Annotated in this window: 21 protein-coding genes; 12 read left to right on the forward strand and 9 right to left on the reverse strand. The window is 67.0% G+C overall.

Translation table 11 applies throughout. The annotated features are described in order from the left end of the window. The first annotated feature begins 4 nt into the window (after nt 1-4). The 6 genes from coxB (at nt 5) to KDK82_RS22030 (ending at nt 4,829) form a co-directional block, all read left to right on the forward strand. Nucleotides 5-1,186 (forward strand): cytochrome c oxidase subunit II, encoded by a 1,182-nt coding sequence (gene coxB, locus KDK82_RS22010; protein WP_088166202.1) that lies wholly within the window; start codon nt 5-7, stop codon nt 1,184-1,186. A gap of 35 nt (nt 1,187-1,221) precedes the next feature. Then, nucleotides 1,222-2,892, forward strand: a complete 1,671-nt coding sequence (ctaD, locus tag KDK82_RS22015; RefSeq protein ID WP_012203603.1) for a cytochrome c oxidase subunit I — start codon at nt 1,222-1,224, stop codon at nt 2,890-2,892. 23 nt (nt 2,893-2,915) lie between these two features. Beyond that, nucleotides 2,916-3,023 (forward strand): cytochrome oxidase small assembly protein, encoded by a 108-nt coding sequence (locus KDK82_RS33010; RefSeq protein ID WP_012203604.1) that lies wholly within the window; start codon nt 2,916-2,918, stop codon nt 3,021-3,023. 24 nt (nt 3,024-3,047) lie between these two features. After that, nucleotides 3,048-3,668, forward strand: coding sequence for a cytochrome c oxidase assembly protein (locus KDK82_RS22020; protein ID WP_082848220.1), 621 nt, complete (start codon nt 3,048-3,050; stop codon nt 3,666-3,668). Continuing rightward, entirely contained in the window at nt 3,665-3,877 is a 213-nt protein-coding gene (locus tag KDK82_RS22025; RefSeq protein ID WP_013803984.1) for a DUF2970 domain-containing protein, read from the forward strand. Before KDK82_RS22020 ends, KDK82_RS22025 begins: the two co-directional genes overlap by 4 nt. A 70-nt stretch (nt 3,878-3,947) precedes the next feature. Continuing rightward, nucleotides 3,948-4,829, forward strand: coding sequence for a cytochrome c oxidase subunit 3 (locus KDK82_RS22030; RefSeq protein ID WP_012203607.1), 882 nt, complete (start codon nt 3,948-3,950; stop codon nt 4,827-4,829). A gap of 70 nt (nt 4,830-4,899) precedes the next feature. Here KDK82_RS22030 and KDK82_RS22035 read toward each other — a convergent pair whose 3' ends face one another. After that, nucleotides 4,900-5,142 (reverse strand): twin transmembrane helix small protein, encoded by a 243-nt coding sequence (locus tag KDK82_RS22035; protein ID WP_088166203.1) that lies wholly within the window; start codon nt 5,140-5,142, stop codon nt 4,900-4,902. Between the two features lie 29 nt (nt 5,143-5,171). Between KDK82_RS22035 and KDK82_RS22040 the strand changes: the two genes are divergently transcribed. From KDK82_RS22040 to KDK82_RS22060, 5 genes are all read left to right on the forward strand, one after another. After that, nucleotides 5,172-5,945 carry an SURF1 family protein gene (locus KDK82_RS22040; RefSeq protein WP_088166204.1) on the forward strand — a complete coding sequence of 258 codons (774 nt, stop codon included), beginning with the start codon at nt 5,172-5,174 and terminating at the stop codon, nt 5,943-5,945. Next, nucleotides 5,932-6,621, forward strand: coding sequence for a hypothetical protein (locus KDK82_RS22045; protein WP_088166363.1), 690 nt, complete (start codon nt 5,932-5,934; stop codon nt 6,619-6,621). The genes KDK82_RS22040 and KDK82_RS22045 overlap by 14 nt, the downstream gene beginning before the upstream one ends. A 230-nt stretch (nt 6,622-6,851) precedes the next feature. Beyond that, on the forward strand, nt 6,852-7,466 hold the full coding sequence (locus tag KDK82_RS22050) for an SCO family protein (protein ID WP_034390671.1): 615 nt from the start codon (nt 6,852-6,854) through the stop codon (nt 7,464-7,466). Nucleotides 7,467-7,627: 161 nt separating this feature from the next. Next, a complete protein-coding gene (locus KDK82_RS22055) occupies nt 7,628-9,205 on the forward strand; it encodes a PAS domain-containing methyl-accepting chemotaxis protein (protein ID WP_088166205.1) in 1,578 nt (525 codons plus the stop codon). Then, nucleotides 9,202-10,974 (forward strand): bifunctional diguanylate cyclase/phosphodiesterase, encoded by a 1,773-nt coding sequence (locus KDK82_RS22060; protein ID WP_088166206.1) that lies wholly within the window; start codon nt 9,202-9,204, stop codon nt 10,972-10,974. Before KDK82_RS22055 ends, KDK82_RS22060 begins: the two co-directional genes overlap by 4 nt. Nucleotides 10,975-10,993: 19 nt before the next feature. Here the strand turns inward: KDK82_RS22060 and KDK82_RS22065 are convergent, their stop codons facing one another. Continuing rightward, nucleotides 10,994-11,389: a hypothetical protein gene (locus KDK82_RS22065; RefSeq protein ID WP_051940538.1), complete on the reverse strand. Its 396-nt coding sequence runs from the start codon at nt 11,387-11,389 to the stop codon at nt 10,994-10,996. Between the two features lie 150 nt (nt 11,390-11,539). Between KDK82_RS22065 and KDK82_RS22070 the strand changes: the two genes are divergently transcribed. Continuing rightward, complete coding sequence (locus KDK82_RS22070) at nt 11,540-11,995, forward strand: helix-turn-helix domain-containing protein (RefSeq protein ID WP_034390675.1); 456 nt, start codon at nt 11,540-11,542, stop codon at nt 11,993-11,995. Here KDK82_RS22070 and KDK82_RS22075 read toward each other — a convergent pair. From KDK82_RS22075 to rpoH, 7 genes are all read right to left on the reverse strand, one after another. Then, nucleotides 11,992-12,687 carry a Crp/Fnr family transcriptional regulator gene (locus tag KDK82_RS22075; protein WP_088166207.1) on the reverse strand — a complete coding sequence of 232 codons (696 nt, stop codon included), beginning with the start codon at nt 12,685-12,687 and terminating at the stop codon, nt 11,992-11,994. The two genes, KDK82_RS22070 and KDK82_RS22075, sit on opposite strands and share 4 nt — an antisense overlap. A gap of 235 nt (nt 12,688-12,922) precedes the next feature. After that, complete coding sequence (locus KDK82_RS22080) at nt 12,923-13,891, reverse strand: hypothetical protein (RefSeq protein ID WP_088166208.1); 969 nt, start codon at nt 13,889-13,891, stop codon at nt 12,923-12,925. Next, nucleotides 13,891-15,843 carry a StlD/DarB family beta-ketosynthase gene (locus KDK82_RS22085; protein WP_088166209.1) on the reverse strand — a complete coding sequence of 651 codons (1,953 nt, stop codon included), beginning with the start codon at nt 15,841-15,843 and terminating at the stop codon, nt 13,891-13,893. The genes KDK82_RS22080 and KDK82_RS22085 overlap by 1 nt, the downstream gene beginning before the upstream one ends. Before the next feature lie 15 nt (nt 15,844-15,858). Further along, nucleotides 15,859-16,794, reverse strand: a complete 936-nt coding sequence (locus tag KDK82_RS22090; RefSeq protein ID WP_088166210.1) for a fatty acid desaturase — start codon at nt 16,792-16,794, stop codon at nt 15,859-15,861. Further along, nucleotides 16,791-17,537 carry a sterol desaturase family protein gene (locus KDK82_RS22095; RefSeq protein WP_034390682.1) on the reverse strand — a complete coding sequence of 249 codons (747 nt, stop codon included), beginning with the start codon at nt 17,535-17,537 and terminating at the stop codon, nt 16,791-16,793. Before KDK82_RS22095 ends, KDK82_RS22090 begins: the two co-directional genes overlap by 4 nt. A 19-nt stretch (nt 17,538-17,556) precedes the next feature. After that, nucleotides 17,557-18,549 carry a tripartite tricarboxylate transporter substrate binding protein gene (locus KDK82_RS22100; protein ID WP_088166211.1) on the reverse strand — a complete coding sequence of 331 codons (993 nt, stop codon included), beginning with the start codon at nt 18,547-18,549 and terminating at the stop codon, nt 17,557-17,559. 97 nt (nt 18,550-18,646) lie between these two features. Continuing rightward, nucleotides 18,647-19,591, reverse strand: a complete 945-nt coding sequence (rpoH, locus tag KDK82_RS22105) for an RNA polymerase sigma factor RpoH (RefSeq protein WP_012203622.1) — start codon at nt 19,589-19,591, stop codon at nt 18,647-18,649. Nucleotides 19,592-19,737 lie beyond the last annotated feature (146 nt).

Consider the following 19,737-nt stretch of genomic DNA (forward strand, 5'->3'; position numbering starts at 1 on the left):
AACTATGAAAAGCATTTCCACCAAGCTGGTTCTCTGGGGCTTGATGAGTGTGGCAGGGGGAGGCTCCCTTGCGCATGCGACGACAGATCTGCCAGGCGGCCCGGCCGTCAATCAGCTCAACCTTCATCCGGCGGTCACGCGCATCGCGCATGAGCAGCATTACCTGCACTGGATGATGCTGATCATCTGCACGGTGATCTTCATCGGCGTGTTCGCCGTGATGTTCTATTCGATCTGGAGGCACCGCAAATCGCGCGGCGCCAAGGCGGCGAACTTCCACGAATCGGCCACGGTCGAGGTGGTCTGGACCATCGTGCCGTTCATCATCGTCGTGCTCATGGCGCTGCCGGCCACCAAGGTGCTGGTGGCGCAGAAGGACACCACCAATGCCGATGTCACCATCAAGGCCACGGGCTACCAGTGGAAATGGGGCTACGACTACATCAACGGCGAAGGCGAGGGCCTGAGCTTCATCTCCACGCTGGACAGCAGCCACCGCGCGCTGTCCGACAGCGGCGATGTCTCCAAGGCACCCAACGACTACCTGCTCAAGGTGGACAACCCGCTGGTCGTGCCCGTGGACCGCAAGGTGCGCATCATCACCACGGCCAATGACGTGATCCACTCCTTCATGGTGCCGTCCTTCGGCATCAAGCAGGATGCGATCCCGGGCTTTGTGCGCGACACCTGGTTCCGTGCCGAAAAGACCGGCGACTACTACGGCCAGTGCGCCGAGCTGTGCGGCAAGGAGCATGCCTACATGCCCATCCACGTGAAGGTGCTGTCGAGCGACGGCTACAAGGCCTGGGTGGACGAGCAAAAGAAGCTCGCCGCCGCCAAGAAGGACGACCCCAGCAAGGTCTGGAGCCTGCCCGACCTGATGGCACGCGGCGAGAAGGTCTATGCGGCCAACTGCGCGGCCTGCCACCAGGCCAACGGCAAGGGCGCCGGTCCCATCAAGGCGCTGGACGGCAGCCCCGTGGTCCTGGGTCCCACGGCCGAGATGATGCATGTGGTGCTGGAAGGCCGTGCCAACGGCGCCATGCCCGCCTGGAAGCAGTTGAGCGATACCGAGCTGGCCGCCGTGGTCACCTTTGCAAAGAACCACTGGTCCAACAAGACCGGCCAGCTGGTGCAGCCGGCCGAGTTCGTGGCCGCCCGCACCGGCAAGTTCCCTGCGCAGTGAGCCCGCAAGACAGATGAGCGATTGGAGATAACAGCATGAGCGCCGTACTTCCCCCCATCCACAGCCCTGCGGGCGAGGGCCACGAACATGCGCATGAGCACGAGCATGGACACGGGCATGACGACCATCACCACCACGCCACGCCCACGGGCTGGCGCCGCTGGATGTTCGCCACCAACCACAAGGACATCGGCACGCTGTACCTGCTGTTCTCGTTCACCATGCTGATGGTGGGCGGGGTGCTGGCGCTGCTGATCCGCGCCGAGCTGTTCCAGCCCGGGCTGCAGATCGTCAACCCCGAGCTGTTCAACCAGCTGACCACCATGCACGGCCTGATCATGGTGTTCGGCGCCATCATGCCGGCCTTCGTGGGCTTTGCGAACTGGATGCTGCCGCTGCAGATCGGCGCCTCCGACATGGCCTTCGCGCGCATGAACAACTTCAGCTTCTGGCTGCTGATCCCGGCCGGCCTGATGCTGGTGGGCTCGTTCTTCATGCCCGGCGGCGCCCCCGCCGCAGGCTGGACGCTGTATGCGCCGCTGACGCTGCAGATGGGCCCGTCCATGGACACCTCCATCCTGGCCATGCACATCATGGGCGCCAGCTCCATCATGGGCGCCATCAACATCATCGTCACCGTGCTGAACATGCGCGCGCCCGGCATGACGCTGATGAAGATGCCCATGTTCGCCTGGACCTGGCTGATCACGGCCTACCTGCTGATCGCCGTCATGCCCGTGCTGGCCGGCGCCATCACCATGACGCTGACGGACCGCCATTTCGGCACCAGCTTCTTCAACCCCGCAGGCGGCGGCGACCCGGTGATGTACCAGCACATCTTCTGGTTCTTCGGCCACCCCGAGGTCTACATCATGATCTTGCCGGCCTTCGGCATCATCAGCCAGATCGTGCCGGCCTTCAGCCGCAAGAAGCTGTTCGGCTATGCATCCATGGTGTATGCGACCTCGTCCATCGCCATCCTGTCCTTCATCGTGTGGGCGCACCACATGTTCACCACCGGCATGCCCGTCACGGGCCAGCTGTTCTTCATGTACGCCACCATGCTGATCTCGGTGCCCACGGCCGTGAAGATCTTCAACTGGGTGGCCACCATGTGGCGCGGCTCCATGACCTTCGAGACGCCCATGCTGTTCTCGGTGGGCTTCATCTTCGTGTTCACCATGGGCGGCTTCACGGGCCTGATCCTGTCGATGGCGCCCATCGACATCCAGCTGCAGGACACCTACTACGTGGTGGCCCACTTCCACTACGTGCTGGTGGCCGGATCGCTGTTCTCCATGTTCGCGGCCTACTACTACTGGGCACCCAAGTGGACCGGCGTGATGTATTCGGAGACGCGCGGCCAGATCCACTTCTGGGGCTCGCTGATCTTCTTCAACGTCACCTTCTTCCCCATGCACTTCCTGGGCCTGGCCGGCATGCCGCGCCGCTATGCCGACTACCCCATGCAGTTCGCTGACTTCAACATGGTGGCCTCGCTGGGCGCGCTGGGCTTTGGCCTGATGCAGGTGTATTTCTTCCTCTTCGTCGTCGTGCCCGCCATGCGCGGCAAGGGCGAGAAGGCGCCGCAAAAGCCCTGGGAGGCCGCCGAGGGCCTGGAGTGGGAAGTGCCTTCGCCGGCGCCGTTCCATACCTTCGAGACACCGCCCAAGCTCGATGCCACCGCCACCCGCATCATCGGTTGATGCAAGCCCCAAGGGAGATGCACATGGACGCACAGCAACGAAAAGCCAACCTGCGGCTGGCGCTGATCCTGGTATCGGTGGCGCTGGTCTTTCTGGCGGGTTTCGTGATCAAGATCACCGTGCTCCATTGAGGGCAGGCAACAGGAGGGACGTCCGTGAGCGTGCGCAGTGAAAACGCGAAGATGGTGGGCAAGCTGGCCGTGGTGGCGCTGGGCATGTTTGCCTTCGGCTACGTGCTGATTCCCATCTACAAGCACATCTGCGAGCTCACGGGCATCAACATCCTGTCGCTGTCCGAGCGCCAGGTGCCGGGCAACGGCACGGCCGGGCGCGATGTGAAGCTGCCCGCCAACTCGCAGGTGGACAAGAGCCGCACCATCACCGTGGAGTTCGACGCCAATGCGCGCGGGCCCTGGGACTTCAAGCCGGCGCAGCGCTCCATCCAGGTCCATCCGGGCGAGCTGGCCACGGTCATGTACGAGTTCCAGAATGTGCAGAACCGCCGCATGGCGGCCCAGGCAATACCGAGCTATGCGCCACGCCAGGCGGCCGCGCATTTCAACAAGCTGGAGTGCTTTTGCTTTTCGCAGTACACGCTGGAGCCCGGGGAAAAGCGCGAATGGCCGGTGGCCTTCGTGATCGATCCGCGCATCTCCAAGGATGTGACCACGATCACGCTGTCCTATACCTTCTTTGAGGTGGGCGGCAGGACGCCGGCCGCACCCACGGGCGAGGCGCCGGTGGCGGCGGGGCCGAAGCAGGAGCCCGCCTCATGAATGCGCCGCAGCCACGGGAGCCGCGCCGCCCGCCCAGCGTGTGGCGCACGGTGCGCGCCGTGGCCTGGTCGCTCTTCGGCGTGCGCAGGGGAAGCGAGTACCAGCAGGACGGGGAGCGCATCACGCCGCTGCATGTGATTGCGGTGGGGCTGGCGGCCATCTTCGTGCTGGTGCTGGGATTGATCGCGCTGGTCAAGCTCGTGGTCTGAGCGGCGCGGCCATCGGGGACAGAGAGTGATAGACGGGAAACCGAGAACCAAGAATTTCAGGAGCTGAGCAATGAGTGCAACCACCCACGGCAAAACGCCTTACTACTACGTGCCGGCCGAGTCCAGCCACCCCGTCATGGCGGCGGCGGGGCTGTTCTTCGTGATCCTGGGCGCGGGCAACTGGATCAATGGGCATGAATGGGGCATGTACAGCCTGGGCCTGGGCCTGGTCTGGTGGCTGGCCGTGCTCTTTTTCTGGTTCCGGGAGGCCGCGCATGAGAGCGAGTCGGGTAAGTACGGGCGCAAGATCGACCTGTCCTTCCGCTGGAGCATGAGCTGGTTCATCTTCTCCGAGGTGATGTTCTTCGGCGCCTTCTTCACCGCCCTGTGGTGGGCGCGCTCGCATTCGGTGCCCGCGCTGGGCAGCCTGGACAACGCTTTGCTCTGGCCCGACTTCAAGGCGGTCTGGCCCAGCATGGCAGCGGGCGCCACGGCCTCGCCGGCCAACAGCGTCGAGCCCTTCCAGACCGTGGGCCCGTTCTGGCTGCCCACCATCAACACGGCGCTGCTGCTGACCTCGGGCGTGACGCTGACCATCGCCCACCATGCGCTGCAGGCCGGCCACCGCGCCCGCACCATCGCCTTCATGTGGATGACGGTGGTCCTGGGCTTCGTCTTCCTGTGCGTGCAGGGCTACGAGTACTACCACCTGTACACCGAGCTGAACCTCAAGCTGTCCTCGGGCGTGTTCGGCTCGACCTTCTTCCTTCTCACGGGATTCCACGGCTTCCACGTCTTTGTGGGCATGCTGATGCTGTTCTTCATCACCATGCGCCTGCATGCGGGGCACTTCACGTCCGAGCGGCATTTCGGCTTCGAGGGTGCGGCCTGGTACTGGCACTTCGTGGACGTGGTCTGGCTGTTCCTCTACGTCCTCGTGTACTGGATGTGAGGGCCTGCCCGCCCCATGCAAAAAGAAGCGCCTGGGCGCTTCTTTTTGTTTGCGGGGGCAGGGGGCTTGTCTATTGCCCGGCGGTCCAGCCGGTGGGATGGATGTAGCCCAGCTTGGCCGCCAGCAGCACGCACAGGAACAGCGCGATGGACAGGCCCACGCGCAGTGCCAGTGCGCGGAACATGGCGCGGCTGCGGCGCCTGTCGTCGCCCGCACCCTCCTGGTCTTCGGGATTGCGGCGCATCATGAAGAACAAGGCGCTGCCCAGACTGGCGACAATGGCCAGCAGGGCGAGAACGATCACGAATTTCATGGGTGGATTATCCGGTGCGTGTTTCCAGAATGCCAGACCGCTGGCGGTTTGTACTGATCACCTTGGCCGCGCTGATCGGCGTGGCCATCACACTGTCCCTGGGCCGCTGGCAACTGCAGCGCGCGGCCTACAAGCAGCAATTGTTCGATGCCGTGCAGCGCCAGCAGGGCCTGCCGCCGTTGGACAACGCGCAGCTGGCGCCCATGCAACCCGGTGCTGCCCTGAACACCGAGGCGGCGCCCTGGCTGCACCGGCCCGTGCGACTGCAGGGCCACTGGATTGCCGGGCAGTCGCTGTACCTGGACAACCGCCAGATGCAGGGCCAACCGGGCTTCTTTGTGCTCACGCCGCTGCGGCTGGCCGCGCCGCATGAGGATGTGGTGATTGCCGTGCAGCGCGGCTGGGTGCCGCGCAACTTTCTGGACCGCACGGCCTTGCCCGAGGTGCAGACGCCCGAAGGCGTGGTGACCGTTGAGGGGCGCATGGAGGCCGCGCCGTCCCGGCTCTACGAATTCGGCCGTGCAGGGGCAGACCCTGATGGGCAAAAGTCGCGCATCCGACAGAATGTGGACATTGCCGAATGGGCCGTGGCCTCCGGGCTGCCGCTGCGCGAATGGAGCCTGCTGCAGACCGGCGAAGCCAGCGAAGGCCTGCGGCGCGACTGGCCCGTTGTGACGGCCGGTGTCGAGAAACACCATGGCTATGCGTTCCAATGGTTTGGACTTGCGGCCCTGATCACGCTTTTGTATGTCTGGTTCCAAATCGTCCGACGCTTTGTCCGCCCGCGCCATGCCCGCTCCTGAGACTCCCCTGGAGATGACCGTCCATGGCCTGCCACCCTTGCAGCCGGGCCTTGCCGGCGCGCAACGCACGCGCAGCGGCCGCTGGAAGATGCTGGCCGTGTTCGCGGTCTGCGCCGCGCCCGTGGTGGCCTCCTATTTCACCTACTACGTGCTGCGGCCTGGCCAGCAGCGCAGCTTTGGCGAGTTGATCGCCGCCCAGCCGGCCCTGCCTTCGGCCACGGCCACCACGCTGGACGGCGCGCCGCTGCCGCTGCAGTCGCTCAAGGGCCAGTGGCTGCTTCTCAGCGTGGCGGGCGGTGCCTGCGGCAGCGACTGCGAAAGCCATCTCTATCTGCAGCGCCAGCTGCGCGAGACACTGGGCCGCGAAAAGGACCGGCTGGACCGGGTCTGGCTCATCTCCGACGACGCACCCGTGCCCGCGCACCTGCGCCCCGCGCTGGCCCAGGCCACGGTGCTGCGCGTGCCCGAGGCCGTGCTGCGCGGCTGGCTGCAGCCGGCGCCCGGCCATGCGCTGCAGGACCACCTGTACGTGGTGGACCCGCAGGGCCACTGGATGATGCGCATGCCCGCAGGCCTGGGCATGGCCGATGCCGGCAAGGCCAAGCGCGACCTGGACCGGCTGCTGCGTGCATCGGCTTCCTGGGACACGGCAGGGCGTCCGGGCGACGGCGAGTAAGGCTGGCCAGTAGGCTTTAGTAGGCCCTGGTAGGCCCTGGTAGGCCCTGGTAGGCCCTGGTAGGCCGGCAGGCCGGCCCCGCGGCGCCGGGGTCTTGCGGTTATGGGTTATGGTTTGCGGCTGTGCGAAAGCGCCTTCAGCGGACGCTTTCGCCTTTTCCCTTTCCAGCCCGGGCCGGCGCGCAGCCTTTGCGGCCACGCAGCCTGCGGCAACTACCTTGTTGAGGAAGCATGAACAAACGGACAGCGCTGCGCGTTCTGGGCTTGACCGCCATGGCATGGGGCGCCCTGGCGCTGAGCGGGTGCTCGCGCGAGGCAAAGACCAGTTTCCAGGGCGTCGATGTCACGGGCGCCGAGTACGCCAAGGACATTCCCCTGCGCGATGTGGACGGCAAGCAGCGCAGCATCAAGGACTTTGCAGGCAAGGTCGTCGTGGTCTTCTTCGGCTACACGCAATGCCCCGATGTCTGCCCCACCACCCTGCAGGAGCTGGTCGAGGTCAAGCAGCAACTGGGCGCCGATGGCGACAGGCTGCAGGGCGTCTTCGTCACCCTGGACCCCGAGCGCGACACGCCCGAGGTGCTCAAGGCCTACCTGGGCAACTTCGACCCCGGCTTCGTCGGCCTGCACGGCACGCCGGACGAGACGGCGGCCGTGGCCAAGGACTTCAAGCTCTTCTACAAGAAAGTGCCCGGCAAGACCGAAGGCACCTACACGCTGGACCATTCGGCCGGCAGCTATGTCTATGACACGGCCGGCCGCCTGCGCGTGTATGAGCGATACGGCGGCGGCCCGCAGGTGCTGGGCGCCGACGTCAAGGCCCTGCTGCAGGAAAAGCGCTCCTGATCCTGCGCGCGCCGCAGCCAATGTGACCCCCGTCACATTGACTGCGTTTAGGTGCGCTGCAGCACACCATCCCTGATGTGCATCGCCTCAGGACTGCTTAGAGTGGGCCCCGCCTGGGGGTGTCATGCCGACGCCCCGCCCATCTCCGAGAGACCTGATCCATGCGGCGAAACGTGTACGTCACCCAGCGTGAGTACCCTCTGAGCGAAGGAGAGACGCTTCTTTCCGTCACCGACCTGAAGGGGCGCATCGTCTATGCCAACGATGCCTTCATCCGCGTCAGCGGCTTCGAGGCCGCCGAGCTCTACGGCAAGGCCCACAGCATCGTGCGCCATCCCGACATGCCGGCCGCCGCCTTTGCCGACATGTGGTCCACCATCCAGCGCGGGCTTCCCTGGAGCGCCCTGGTCAAGAACCGGCGCAAGAACGGCGACCACTACTGGGTGCGCGCCAACGCCAGTCCCATACGCCATGCGGGCGCCGTGGTCGGCTACCTGTCCGTGCGCACCCGGCCCGAGCCGCGCGAGGTGCAGCAGCATGCGGCGCTCTATGAACAGATCAATGCCGGCGTGCGCTCGCTTGGCCTGCACCGGGGCTTTCCCGTGGGGCGCGGCGCCGTGGGCGCACTGCAGCGGTGGTGGCGCTTTCGGCCACTGGCCTGGCGCGTGCAGGCCGTGGTGGCCGGCCTGTGGCTGCTGGGGTCGGCCGGGTTGTGGTCTTCCGCGCTGCAGCCATCGGCCGTGCCGCCGGCCCAGGTCTGGCCGGCCTGGCTGATCTGGAGCCTGGCCTGCGTGGCGGCCGGGCAATGGCTGCGCCGCCGGCTGCTCATGCCCCTGGCGGCGCTGCGCGGCCAGGCCCAGGCCGTGGCCAGCGGGCAGCAGACCGATGCACGGTTTCTGCAGCGCACGGACGAGATCGGTGCCATCGGCAGCGCCGTGCGGCAGACCGGACTCAACCTGGTCTCCCTGGTCGGCGACATCCAGGGCAAGAGCGACCAGGTGCGCCGCTGCGCGCTGGCCGTGCAGCAGGGCAGCACCGAACTGAGCGACCGCACCGAAGCCGCGGCCGCGAGCCTGGAGCAATCGGCCCAGGCCATGCAGGCCCTGGCCAGCGCCATCGAGCGCAGCAGCGCCCAGGCCGGCGAGGCCGCCGCCCGCGCGCGCCACGGCGTGGACATGGCAGGGCAGAGCAGCCGCATGGTCGTGCAACTGGACCAGGGCATGCGCGGCGTGGCCCAGACCAGCGACCAGGTGGGGCAGATCAGCTCGCTCATCGACGGCATCGCCTTCCAGACCAACCTGCTGGCGCTCAACGCCGCCGTGGAGGCGGCACGCGCCGGAGAACACGGCAAGGGCTTTGCCGTGGTGGCCGATGAGGTGCGCGGCCTGTCCCAACGCAGCGCCCACGCCGCGCGCCAGATCAAGGCGTTGATCGAGGCATCGCAGCAGCAGGTGGCGCAAAGCTGCGCCATGGCGCGTGAAGTGGGCGAGGCCATGCTGGCCGTGCAGGCCGATATGCGCGAGCAACTGGTGCTGGCCGAAGGCATGCAGGCCGCCAGCCAGGCCCAGGCCGGCGGCGTGCAGCAGGTGCAGGCCGCCGTGCAGCAGCTCGAACAGATGACCCAGCACAACGCCGCCCTGGCGCGCGACACCATCGGGCACGCACAGCTGCTGGCCGGACAGGCGCAGGCGCTGGAGGCTGCGGCATCGGTCTTTCACGGCAGCGGGGCGTCCGCATGATGGCGGCGGGCTGGAGCATGGTTGCCGGCGATCCCGCCGCACCGGGCGAAGCGCTGGACGAAGACCTCAAGCGCGTGGCCATGGAGGCCGCGCCCGACGGTATCTTGCTTGTGGACCGCAGCGGCCGCATCCTGCTGGCCAATCCCGCCATGCAGGCCATGAGCGGCTATGGCGCCGCCGAATTGCTGGGCCACTCGCTGCAGATGCTGCTGCCGGCCGAGGCGCAGGCGGCCCACGGGCCGCAACTGCAGTCCTACTTCGCCCAGCCCGCGCGCCGGCCCATGGGCCAGGGGCGGGACCTATGGCTGCTGCGCAAGGACGGCAAGCGCCTGTCGGTGGACATCGCCCTGGGCCACTCGCCGCACGGCAGCGGCGTGGCCGTGGCCTTCGTGCGCGACCTGTCGCAGCTGCGCCAGATGGAAGCCTGCATGCACTACCACGCCACCCACGACACGCTGACCGGCCTGCTCAACCGCTGGCAGTTCGGGCTGCAGGTGGAACAGGCGATCTCGCAGGCGCAGGCGCAGTCTGAATCGGGCGCCGGCCCCGCGTCCTTTGCGCTGCTGCTGCTCGACCTCGACAACTTCAAGGCCATCAACGACGGTTATGGCCACGACGTGGGCGACCAGGTCCTCAAGGAGGTGGCGCGCCGCCTGCAGGTCGCGCTGGGCGGCTCGGCCACGCTGGCGCGCATGGGCGGTGACGAGTTCACCGCCCTGCTGCAGCCCTGCAACGAGCCCGATCTGCGCCAGCGCATCGACGCGCTGCTGCACGAGCTGTGCCGGCCCTGCGCCATAGGCCACTACGCGCTGAACTTCGGTGCCAGCGTGGGCGCAGCCTTCTATCCGCAGGACGCGGGCGATGCGGCCACCCTCATGCGCTATGCCGACATGGCCATGTACGACGCCAAGCAGCGCAGCCGCTCCTCCTATGCGCGCTATGCCTGCGCCATGGGCGAGGCCATGGCAGAGAAAGTGCTGCTGCACGAACGCCTCAAGCGTGCCCTGGACCGGGGCCTGCTGAGCCTGCACTTCCAGCCCCAGGTGCAGGTGCTGGGCGGCCAGGTCCAGGGCGTGGAAGCCCTGCTGCGCTGGAACGACGAGCAGATGGGCTGGGTCTCGCCCGAACGCTTCGTGCCCGTGGCCGAATCCACGGGCCTGATCCTGGCCCTGGGGGAATGGGTGATCGATGCTGCCTGCCGCCAGGCCGGCGACTGGCTGCGCGCAGGCATGCCGCTGCGCGTGGCGGTCAACCTCTCGGCCCAGCAACTGCGCCAGGCCGACCTGCAGCAGCGCCTCATGGCCAGCCTGGCTCGGCATGGCGTGCCGCCGCACCTGTTGGAGCTGGAAGTCACCGAGTCTGCCGCCATGACCGACCCGCTGCAGGCGCGCGAGCTGCTGGGCAGCCTGCTGGCGGCCGGCGTCTGCGTGGTGCTGGACGATTTCGGCACCGGCTACTCCTCGCTGGCCCACCTGCGCGATCTGCCCGTCTCGCGCGTGAAGATAGACCGCACCTTCATCGGCCCCATGCTCGACAGCCCGGCCGACGCCAAGATCGTCAAGGCCGTGATCGCGCTGGCCCGCACCCTGGGCCTGCAGGTGGTCGCCGAAGGCGTGGAAACGGCCGAGCAATTGCGCCTGCTGCGCATCCTGGACTGCGACGCCTACCAGGGCTGGCTCTTCGCCCGCGCCATGCCGGCAGAGCAGATTCCTGCGCTGATCCACAGGCCCGTGGCGACGCTGCTGGCGCAGCAGGCGGGGGTGGCTTAGGGTGTGAACAGAACCTGGTTCAGGCCTGCCTTTGGAGATGCCTGCGCGCAGCGCGCAACAGATGATTGACGGCGTGCAGCATGAGGTCATCCCTGTCGTCGCCGTTCACGCGCTGGAGGATTCCCACGGCACGGTCCAGGTCCGAAGACATTCTGGGCAGTACCACAGCCTCCATGTCTGGCAGGGGCTCGTTGTTCATGTGGCCATAGGCCGTGTCGTAGTAGCTGCGCAGCAAATCGCGCGCGCCATGCACGTCCGGGTACTGGCACTGCTGCGCGTGCACTTCCAGCACGGCCAGCGCCGCTTCCATATGGCACAGCGCATCGGACGCCAAGTCCTCGGCGTTGAACACAGGCTGCGGGGGCGGGCTTGCACACGCCTGGCGGGCAGGCGCCGATATGCCATCATCCGACATGGTTTCGTTCCTTCTGAAAGGGCGCGAATCAGCAGATCCGTGTGTTTGAGCAATACGGATCTTGCAAGCGGGCTCGCACAGTGGCTGCTGTCGAGTGTGAATGCATAGTACATCAAAAGACTAGTCTTTGATAGCCTTTTTCAATCCTTCATGGGAAATCCCGATTTCGCGAACCGTCTGGCAGACGCTCGAAGCCGTCTGCACCTGACCCAGGTCGAACTGGCCGTGGCCAGCGATATTGCCGCCACACAGATCAGCCGTTACGAGACCAGGAGGGCCAAGCCGCGCCCGGACGTTGCCAAGCGCCTGGCTGCCGCGCTCGCTGTGGATCTGGAGTGGTTGCTCAGCGGAACAGAGTCGCCGGAGAATGAAAAAGCGCCCAGTGGGGGCGAGCCTGCGTCAAATCTGGTCTTGCGAGCCACCGCGGATACGGCAAGGCGATGGGGGGAAATCCTTGCCAGAACCGGACTGGCGCCAGAGCAGCTGTTTCGCCGGATGGTGCTTGAGTTCGAGGCGCAGACAGAGACCAGGTACGGAGAACTTCTTCACCGTATCGAGCGGTTGGAGCAGGCGTTGGGAGGCCATAAGAACGTTGGAAAAGACTAGTCTTTTTTGCTGGCCGTCTGCCCTTCGCCGCCTCCATCCTGCACACCCGCCCCACTGATCCTCAACAACACCGCAGGCTGCAGCACGCAATGCCATCGATCTGGCCGCTCCAGCGCGCCGAGCTGCACCAGGCGCACAAGGCTGCGCGCGATGGTTTCGCGCGTGGTGGCCAGCAGGGCGGCCAGTGCGCCCTGGCTGGGCAGGCGCACGAGCAGGCTTGACTGCAGAGCCGCCAGTTGCATCAGGGTGGCGGCCAGCTGGCGCAGCACGCCGGGGATGCGGACGATGTGGGCCCATTCCGCCAGCAGGGCGTTGTTGCAGGTGTAGCTGGCGGCCAGCGCGCGCACGAAGGCGGCATCGACCAGGCCGCGGCGCGTGATGGTGGCAATGTCCACGCAGCAGATGCGCCCCGGGCCCAGTGCCTCGAAGTGCATGGCCGAGGGCTGCTGCAGCCAGCCCGGGCTGCCCAGCGCATGGCCGTTGCCGAACAGCGCCACGGGCCGCTGCACGCCGTCGCCGCCACGGCGGATGGCCAGGACGAAGCCGATCTTGATCACCTGGAATTCATGGGCGACGCTGCCCTGCGCCTGAAGCTTCTGGCCCTTGGCCAGGCCGCGTTCGCGGATATGCGGCAGCCATTGCTGGAATGCGGGCTCGGGCAACTGGCCCAGCAGGCAATGGGACGAACGCATGCATTCGCTGCAGCGAACCGCTGAAGGCGTGGAGGACGACGATGGCATGGGGCACGCAGGCTAGGATGCGCCGCAGCCTGGGCGGGCAGACAGCCACCCAGGGCACCGGCAGTGGACCCGGGCGGCGCGCCCCGGGAGAAGCCGTGCAGGCTAGCGGGCTATGCCGTTGAATGCAACGCGATGTAACGCGTTTCGCGCGGGATGGCGGCCATCTGCCGCTGTTTCTTGACCTGGGTCAGACGGCTGCGGTGCTGTCGGCGTTGTTGGCGCTGCCGCTGCTGTCACTGCCGTGGGCGCGGGCCGCCTCGCGCATGCGTGCCAGCTCGCGCGCGGGCAGCGGGATGTCGCCGCTGGCGACCTTCATCAGCAGGCAGTGCAGCATTTCGGTGGACAGGCCGTGCAGCACCAGGCGGTGGCCGGCGCGCAGGGTGGACAGGGGCACCAGCGGGTGCTTGTTGTTGAGCATGACCAGGTGCTCGGGCGAGGCGAGGATCTTGGCCGCATAGATGGCCACGGTTTCGTCCAGCTGCAGCGAGTTGCTGGCGCGCCAGAAGTCGTTGTCGGTCAGCAGCAGCTGGTAGACGGGCGTGTAGACCTCGATGGCGCTTTGCAGGTCCAGCAGGTTCAGGCGCCCGCGCGGCATGTCCTCAAGGCGCAGGGGCGGGTTGCGCAGCATGGCGAAGTCGGGCTCTGCCACGGGCTGCAGTTCCTGGCCTGCGGCGCGCAGCGCGTTGTTCAGGCGGATGACGAAGTTGAACAGATTCAGGTCGTGCCTGAGGAACAGGTCGTCCTTGATGTCGTCGATGCTGTCCGGCTCCAGCGGTGTGGTGGACACGGGCGTGGGCGCGTTGGCCGCGACAAAGGCCAGGATCTGCGAGCCCAGGTGGAAATGGCGCAGGATCAGCCAGTTGGCCTCGGGCGAGACGAAGCGGTTCATGCTGAAGGCCAGCAGCCGGTGCAGCAGCCTGGAGTGCGCCCAGTTGCGCGGCAGCAGCACCTTGAGGATCTGGATGAGCACGATGCTGGTGCGTGCCAGCGGCCGCAGGAAGGGCAGCAGGTATTGGCGCGAGCCGCTGCTGCAGTCACGCAGCCAGGCGGCCTTGACGTCGTCGGGCAGCGGCGTGCTCTGGTCCAGGTACAGCGCGCGCCAGGGGCTGGGGTCGCGCTCGTCGTGGGGCGGTTCGATGAAGTCTGGTGGTTGCATCAGTGCTCCTCGGGCAGGACATGCTCGAACTGCATCAGGTACAGCGCCGCCGTGTGGCGCGCGGTGCGCACGATGGCCTGCGCCGCCGTGCCCCCGCTGCCGTCTGTGTCGTCCAGCGCCATCACCATCTGCACGGCCATGAGCCAGCGCTCCAGGTGGTGTTCGTCGTTGGCGCCGTGGTATTCCAGGAAGCGGAAGGCATCGGGCGGCAGCGGCAGGCTGGCGCGCAGCAGCGGCAGCAGGCTGGGCACGATGCGCTGGCCCGTGCCTTCGATGATGTAGATGGCGCCCAGCAGGCCGATCGGATTGGGCGTGGCGGCCAAGCTGTGCAGGTAGGCGTTGAGCGCCTCGCCGCCGGGGTTGCGGCGCAGGCGGGTGAGGTCTGTCTCGGTGCCGCCGGCCTTGAGGTAGTCCTCGTGCAGGATGCGGAAGTCGTTCTGCTCCTCGCCCGCATGCACGTCGATCAGCGCAGCCAGCGCCGCATGTTCGCCGGTCAGCGAGGCCGCGCCCTCGCGCATCCACAGGCTGCCCTCGCGCACCTGGGGAACCCAGTGGCTCATCCAGCGCACGTAGTCCGCCGTCTGCAGCCTGCCTGTGCGTATGCGCTGCAGCAGCGGCGTGCGCCACACGCGCGAGCGGTAGTCTTGCCAGAGGCTGGCCAGTTCGGTCAGCAGCGGCGCCAGCGTGGCCGGGGCCTGGTTCGGGTCGTGGGGCGGGGCGATGGTGGAGACATCGGGCAGCAGGTCCGGGGCAGCGGGAGCTTCGGCGGTGGCACTGCGTGCTGTGGCCTTGGCCGGGGTGGCGGTGGGTGCCTGGGCCGCATCCTCCACTTCCAGCAGCATGTAGCCGGCCGTGAAGCGGCCCGATTCGGGAATGAAGCACAGCACGGTGTCGCCGTGCTTCAGGCGTGCCGATTGCGTGCGCAGGAACTCGGACAGCATCACGAAGATGGAGGCCGCGCCCGTGTTGCCGCGCCAGGCCAGGTTGCTCCACCAGCGCTCGCGCGGGATGCCGAGCTGGGCCTTGCCCAGCAGCTCATCGACCACGGGAATGAAGCGCTCGGACGAGTAGTGGCACAGGAAATGGTCGATGCCGCGCTCGGGCACCCAGCCCGTGTGGGCCAGGTGGGCGTATTCGTGGATGCAGACATCGAACAGATGCGGCAGCAGGCGGATGTCCTGGCGCAGCGACAGCGCGCCTGCGGCCTCGGCATCGCCCCAGGCGGCAAAGTCCAGGTGGCTGGTGGCGCGGTCGGGCGTCAGTCCCAGCTGCATGCAGACAGGGTAGTCGCCCGCAAAGCTGCGCAGATGGGTCCAGCGCAGCTTCAGCCGCAGGCCCGGCGCCTGGGGCAGGGCCTGCGGGCCACCCAGCAGCACGGCGCCTGCGCCATCGGACAGCATCCAGCGCAGGAAGTGGGCGTCGAAATCCGTGTTGTATCCCTGGGCCGCGAAGCGCGAGCGCTTGAACAGGCGCGAGGGCATTTCACTGGCCACGGCCAGGGCCAGCGAGTCGGGCGCACGGTCCACGGCCTGGGCCGCTGCCTGCAGCGCGCCCACGCTGGCGGCGCAGACGCCGTGCACGGACAGGGTCTCCATGGGCGGCGCAGCCATCTCGCCCTGGATCATGTTGGCAAAGCCGGGCATGAGCGCATCGCCGCCCGACGAGCCGCTGGCCAGGAAGCCGACATCGCCCAGCGCACGCCCGGCCTGTGCCAGGCAGTCATGGATGGCCTGGGTGGCCATGGCCGTGTTGCTGTGGACGGTGCGGCCTTCGGCGTCTATGGCGTAGTGGCGCTGGACAATGCCGTTCTCGGCCAGGATGCGGCGCTTGAGGCGCTCGGACAGGCGGTTGAGCGGCGCCACGTAGGCATCCATGCCTGCGTTGTCCACGGGTTCACCGGGCAGGAACATGCCTGCGGCATGCAGATAGACGTTGGAATAGGCGACGGGCATGGGTTCAGGGTCGTATCAGTCGTATGTTCCGGGAGGCATTTGCGCACGCGTGCGCGCCGGCGGCCAGACCGTGCCGAGCACGAAGACGCGGGCCATGTAGGGTAGCAGTCCGCCTTCGTTGAGCGCAGGGGCCACGCGCTGACGGTAGTGTTCGCTGTGCAGGCGCGTGAGCTCGGACCAGTGGGCCTGGGGCCGCTCGTGGTGGGCCGTGTGCAGGCCGATGTTGAACAGCAGCGGATTGACCCAGCCCTCGAAATTGCGCGCGTAGTTCAGTGGCGTGGCGCTGTCCATCCGCTGGCCGCGCGTCAGCGGCCGGCCATCGGCATGGGCGTGCTGCAGGTAGTTGGTGGCCAGCAGCCAGTGCAGGCCATGCAATTGGGGAACGATCACCAGCAGCAAGGCCTTTTGCCAATCCAGCGACAGCAGCAGTGCCCAGCTGCCCAGCCACAGCAGGTACTGGCCCATGCAGTAGCGAAAGGCGCCGGGCCAATGCCGCCGCAGCTGGCCCAGCCAGCGCAGGAACAGCGGGTACAGCACCCAGCCGGCCTGCAGCGGGTGGAGCAGGTAGCCCGGCAGATGGTTGTGGTCGCCGCCGAAGCGGTAGGTGCGTGCCATGTCGCGCGGGCCGTGGCGGAAGCGGTGGTGGTTGGCCACATGGGCGGGCCAGAACACAAAGGTCGGGTGGCCCTGCAGCAGGGTCAGCCAGTAGTCGGTGAAGCGGTTGGCCCAGCGCCCGCGCCACATGCGCAAATGCGTGTGGTTGTGGTGGATGACGCCCACGCCCAGCGTGAGGAACAGCTCGATCCCGTAGAGCCACAGGTTCCAGCCATGCTGCCACTGCCACCACACGATCAGCGGCAGCGCCACCAGATAGGCCAGCGACTGCAGGTCGCGCCAGTGGCGCAGCCGGGGCAGCCGTGGCTGGACGTGGCGAGCAGGCGGTCGGCTCATTCCGTTCTGGGCCGGGCCGTGGCGGGCAGTGCCACGCGCGTGCGCATCAGCCGGTCCATGAAGGCCAGCGCAAAGCCGTAGTTGCCATTGGGCCGGGCATGGTGCAGATGGTGGCGCCGGCTGGCGGCCAGCGCATGCGTGTCGGACACCCCGGGAAAGAAGTCATAGTTGGAGTGGCCTATGACGTTCAGCAGCAGGCTGAGTACCGGCACCGAGGCCAGCGACCAGAAACTGAAGTCATGCACCACCATGGGCAGCAGGATGACGTTGCCCAGCATCAGCGCTTCGATGGGATGAAAGCTGTAGGTGGACCACGGCGTGGTGACGATGGAGCGGTGGTGGTCACCATGAAAGCGCCCCAGCAGCCGCGTATGCAGCAGGCGGTGGTTGATCCAGAAATGCACATCGTTCCAGATCAGCAGCACCGCGATTTCGATGGCAATGCGCCAGGGGCCTGCATCGGGCTCCAGCCGCGCCCACCCCAATTGCAGAAGGCCCCAGGGCACGATCATGCCGATGCCGAAGATCAGCACCGAATGCAGCGACTGGCGCCATTCGCGGCGCAACTGATCGGGCTTGAGCGGGCGCGTGTCCAGCACGCGGCCCACGCCGCGCCGCTGCAGCCAGCGCGTAAGCGCCGTCATGCCCCAGCCGCCGGTCGTGTACAGCACGCCGAAGAAGAGCAGGCCCCAGGCCATGACCTGCCAGGCGTTGAGTTCGGTGAAGGCTTGGGCAGCGGTCATGGCAGTGTGATCGAGCACGTCATTGCGCGTGGATTCCCTGTTCGCGGATGATGCGGCCCAGTGCCGTCACGTCCTGGCGTATGCGCAGGGCCAGGCCCTCGGGTGAGCTGCCGACAGCCTGCCAGCCCTGGGCGGCCAGGCGTGCACGCATCTCGGGCGAGCGCACGATCTCGCTGACCGCTTCGGCCAGCTTCTGCACATGGGCGGCGGGCATGGCCTTGGGCGCGGCCACGGCGTTCCAGATCTCCAGATCGAAATCCCCCACGCCCAGCTCCTTGAGGCTGGGCAGTCCCGGCGCCAGCGGGCTGCGCGCGGCCGAGGTCACGGCCACGCCGCGCAGCTTGCCGGCCTGCACCTGGGCCATGGCCAGTGCGGGCGGCAGCATGGACAGCTGCAGGTCGCCCCCCTGGATGGCGTTGAACACCTGCGGATAGCCGGGGTAGGGAATGTGTTCGGGCCTGAGCGCGGAGCGGCTCTTGAGCAGCTCCATGCCCAGGTGGCCCACCGTGCCCACGCCTGGGGAGCCGTAGCTCCAGCGGCTGCCAGCCTGGGCCGCGGCCTCCAGGAAGGCGCGGCCCTCGGGCGCGCCGGCCGGAGCCACCAGCACCAGGGGCGCCACGCCGATCAGGCTGACGGGCTGCAGGTCCTTCACAGGGTCGTAGCGCACGGCGGGGTTGAGCAGGCGGGCAATCGTCAGGTTGCCGTTGATCATCACGCTGAAGGTATGGCCGTCGCGCGCACGGGCCACCTGCTCGCCTGCGATGTTGCCGCCTGCGCCCACCTTGTTCTCGACGATGACGGGCTGGCCCAGGTGCTTTTCCAGGGGCTCGGCCAGTGCGCGCGCCGTGAGGTCCGGGGAAGATCCTGCGGGAAAGCCGACGATCAGGTGCAGCGGCTTGCTGGGCCAGTTGTCGCCCGCCACGGCAGCGCAAGGCAGCAGGGCCGAAGCCAGGGCGGTGGCCAAGGCATTGGCGAAGAGACGGCGTAGTGGCGAGATGGCGCTGGCGGGCATGGGGTACGTGGGGGCCGCAAAGGCTGCGGGCAATAAAAAACCCGGAGATTATCCGGGTTTGTCGTGAAGCGGCCTGTCAGCCCAGGCCGTCAGGCCATCAGGCGAACTCGGCCAGGGCCTTCTTCATCTTCTTCATGGCAGCCACCTCGATCTGGCGGATGCGCTCGGCGCTCACGCCATACACGGCGGCCAGCTCATGCAGCGTCATGCCGCCCGAGCCGTCGTCGTTGACCTTGAGCCAGCGCTCCTCGACGATGCGGCGGCTGCGGTCGTCCAGCGAATCCAGCGCCATGGCAATGCCGTCGGTGGCCAGGTGGTCGCGCTGGCGCGACTCGATCATGGCCGTGGGTTCGTGTGCGCCATCGGCCAGGTAGGCGATGGGGCCGAAGGCCTGCTCGCCATCGTCGCTGGGCGAGGGGTCCAGCAGCACGTCGCCACCTGCCAGGCGCGTTTCCATCTCCATGACTTCTTCGCGCTTGACGTTGAGCTTCTCTGCCACGGCGTCGATCTCGCCCGAGGTCAGCGTGTCACGCAGCATGGCGCCGTCCTCGGCCATGGCGGCGTCGGACTTCAGGCCCTGCTTCATGGAACGCAGGTTGAAGAACAGCTTGCGCTGGGCCTTGGTCGTGGCGACCTTGACCATGCGCCAGTTCTTGAGGATGTACTCGTGGATCTCGGCCTTGATCCAGTGCATGGCGTAGCTCACCAGGCGCACGTTCTGATCGGGGTCGAAGCGCTTGACGGCCTTCATCAGGCCCACGTTGCCTTCCTGGATCAGGTCGCCGTGCGGCAGGCCGTAGCCCAGGTACTGGCGCGAGATGGACACCACCAGGCGCAGGTGGGACATCACCAGACGCCCTGCGGCGTCCAGATCGCTGTGTTCTTTGAGCTTGCGGGCGTAGTCCTGCTCTTCCTCAAGGGTGAGCATGGGCAGGCGGTTGACCGCGGAAATGTAGGCATCCAAATTGCCCAGAGGCGGCACCAGGGCCCAGGGGTTAGCGGGTGCCAAGGTGGTCGCAATGGAGCCGGAGGCGTTTGTCATTGCAGAGTTCCTTTCTTCCATTCCTTCATATTAGCACTCGTTATGACCGAGTGCTAAAGCCAAAGTTCCGTGGGTTTTTCAGACGGTTGCACTCATTTTTGGAGTGCCAAAAGTCGTTTGTGCCTAGTCTGAGCGATTTTTGGAAA

The sequence above is a fragment of the Delftia sp. K82 genome (assembly GCF_002193035.1).
GTDB lineage: Bacteria > Pseudomonadota > Gammaproteobacteria > Burkholderiales > Burkholderiaceae_C > Comamonas > Comamonas acidovorans.

Coding starts and splice junctions, on each gene's coding strand:
- coxB (WP_088166202.1), top strand. CDS start 5: ATGAAAAGCATTTCCACCAAGCTGGTTCTCTGGGGCTTGATGAGTGTG.
- KDK82_RS22025 (WP_013803984.1), top strand. CDS start 3,665: ATGAATGCGCCGCAGCCACGGGAGCCGCGCCGCCCGCCCAGCGTGTGG.
- KDK82_RS22090 (WP_088166210.1), bottom strand. CDS start 16,794: ATGAGCCGACCGCCTGCTCGCCACGTCCAGCCACGGCTGCCCCGGCTG.
- KDK82_RS22080 (WP_088166208.1), bottom strand. CDS start 13,891: ATGCAACCACCAGACTTCATCGAACCGCCCCACGACGAGCGCGACCCC.
- KDK82_RS22075 (WP_088166207.1), bottom strand. CDS start 12,687: ATGCGTTCGTCCCATTGCCTGCTGGGCCAGTTGCCCGAGCCCGCATTC.
- rpoH (WP_012203622.1), bottom strand. CDS start 19,591: ATGACAAACGCCTCCGGCTCCATTGCGACCACCTTGGCACCCGCTAAC.
- ctaD (WP_012203603.1), top strand. CDS start 1,222: ATGAGCGCCGTACTTCCCCCCATCCACAGCCCTGCGGGCGAGGGCCAC.
- KDK82_RS22100 (WP_088166211.1), bottom strand. CDS start 18,549: ATGCCCGCCAGCGCCATCTCGCCACTACGCCGTCTCTTCGCCAATGCC.
- KDK82_RS22045 (WP_088166363.1), top strand. CDS start 5,932: ATGCCCGCTCCTGAGACTCCCCTGGAGATGACCGTCCATGGCCTGCCA.
- KDK82_RS22040 (WP_088166204.1), top strand. CDS start 5,172: ATGCCAGACCGCTGGCGGTTTGTACTGATCACCTTGGCCGCGCTGATC.
- KDK82_RS22070 (WP_034390675.1), top strand. CDS start 11,540: ATGGGAAATCCCGATTTCGCGAACCGTCTGGCAGACGCTCGAAGCCGT.
- KDK82_RS33010 (WP_012203604.1), top strand. CDS start 2,916: ATGGACGCACAGCAACGAAAAGCCAACCTGCGGCTGGCGCTGATCCTG.
- KDK82_RS22030 (WP_012203607.1), top strand. CDS start 3,948: ATGAGTGCAACCACCCACGGCAAAACGCCTTACTACTACGTGCCGGCC.
- KDK82_RS22055 (WP_088166205.1), top strand. CDS start 7,628: ATGCGGCGAAACGTGTACGTCACCCAGCGTGAGTACCCTCTGAGCGAA.
- KDK82_RS22050 (WP_034390671.1), top strand. CDS start 6,852: ATGAACAAACGGACAGCGCTGCGCGTTCTGGGCTTGACCGCCATGGCA.
- KDK82_RS22085 (WP_088166209.1), bottom strand. CDS start 15,843: ATGCCCGTCGCCTATTCCAACGTCTATCTGCATGCCGCAGGCATGTTC.
- KDK82_RS22095 (WP_034390682.1), bottom strand. CDS start 17,537: ATGACCGCTGCCCAAGCCTTCACCGAACTCAACGCCTGGCAGGTCATG.
- KDK82_RS22065 (WP_051940538.1), bottom strand. CDS start 11,389: ATGTCGGATGATGGCATATCGGCGCCTGCCCGCCAGGCGTGTGCAAGC.
- KDK82_RS22060 (WP_088166206.1), top strand. CDS start 9,202: ATGATGGCGGCGGGCTGGAGCATGGTTGCCGGCGATCCCGCCGCACCG.
- KDK82_RS22035 (WP_088166203.1), bottom strand. CDS start 5,142: ATGAAATTCGTGATCGTTCTCGCCCTGCTGGCCATTGTCGCCAGTCTG.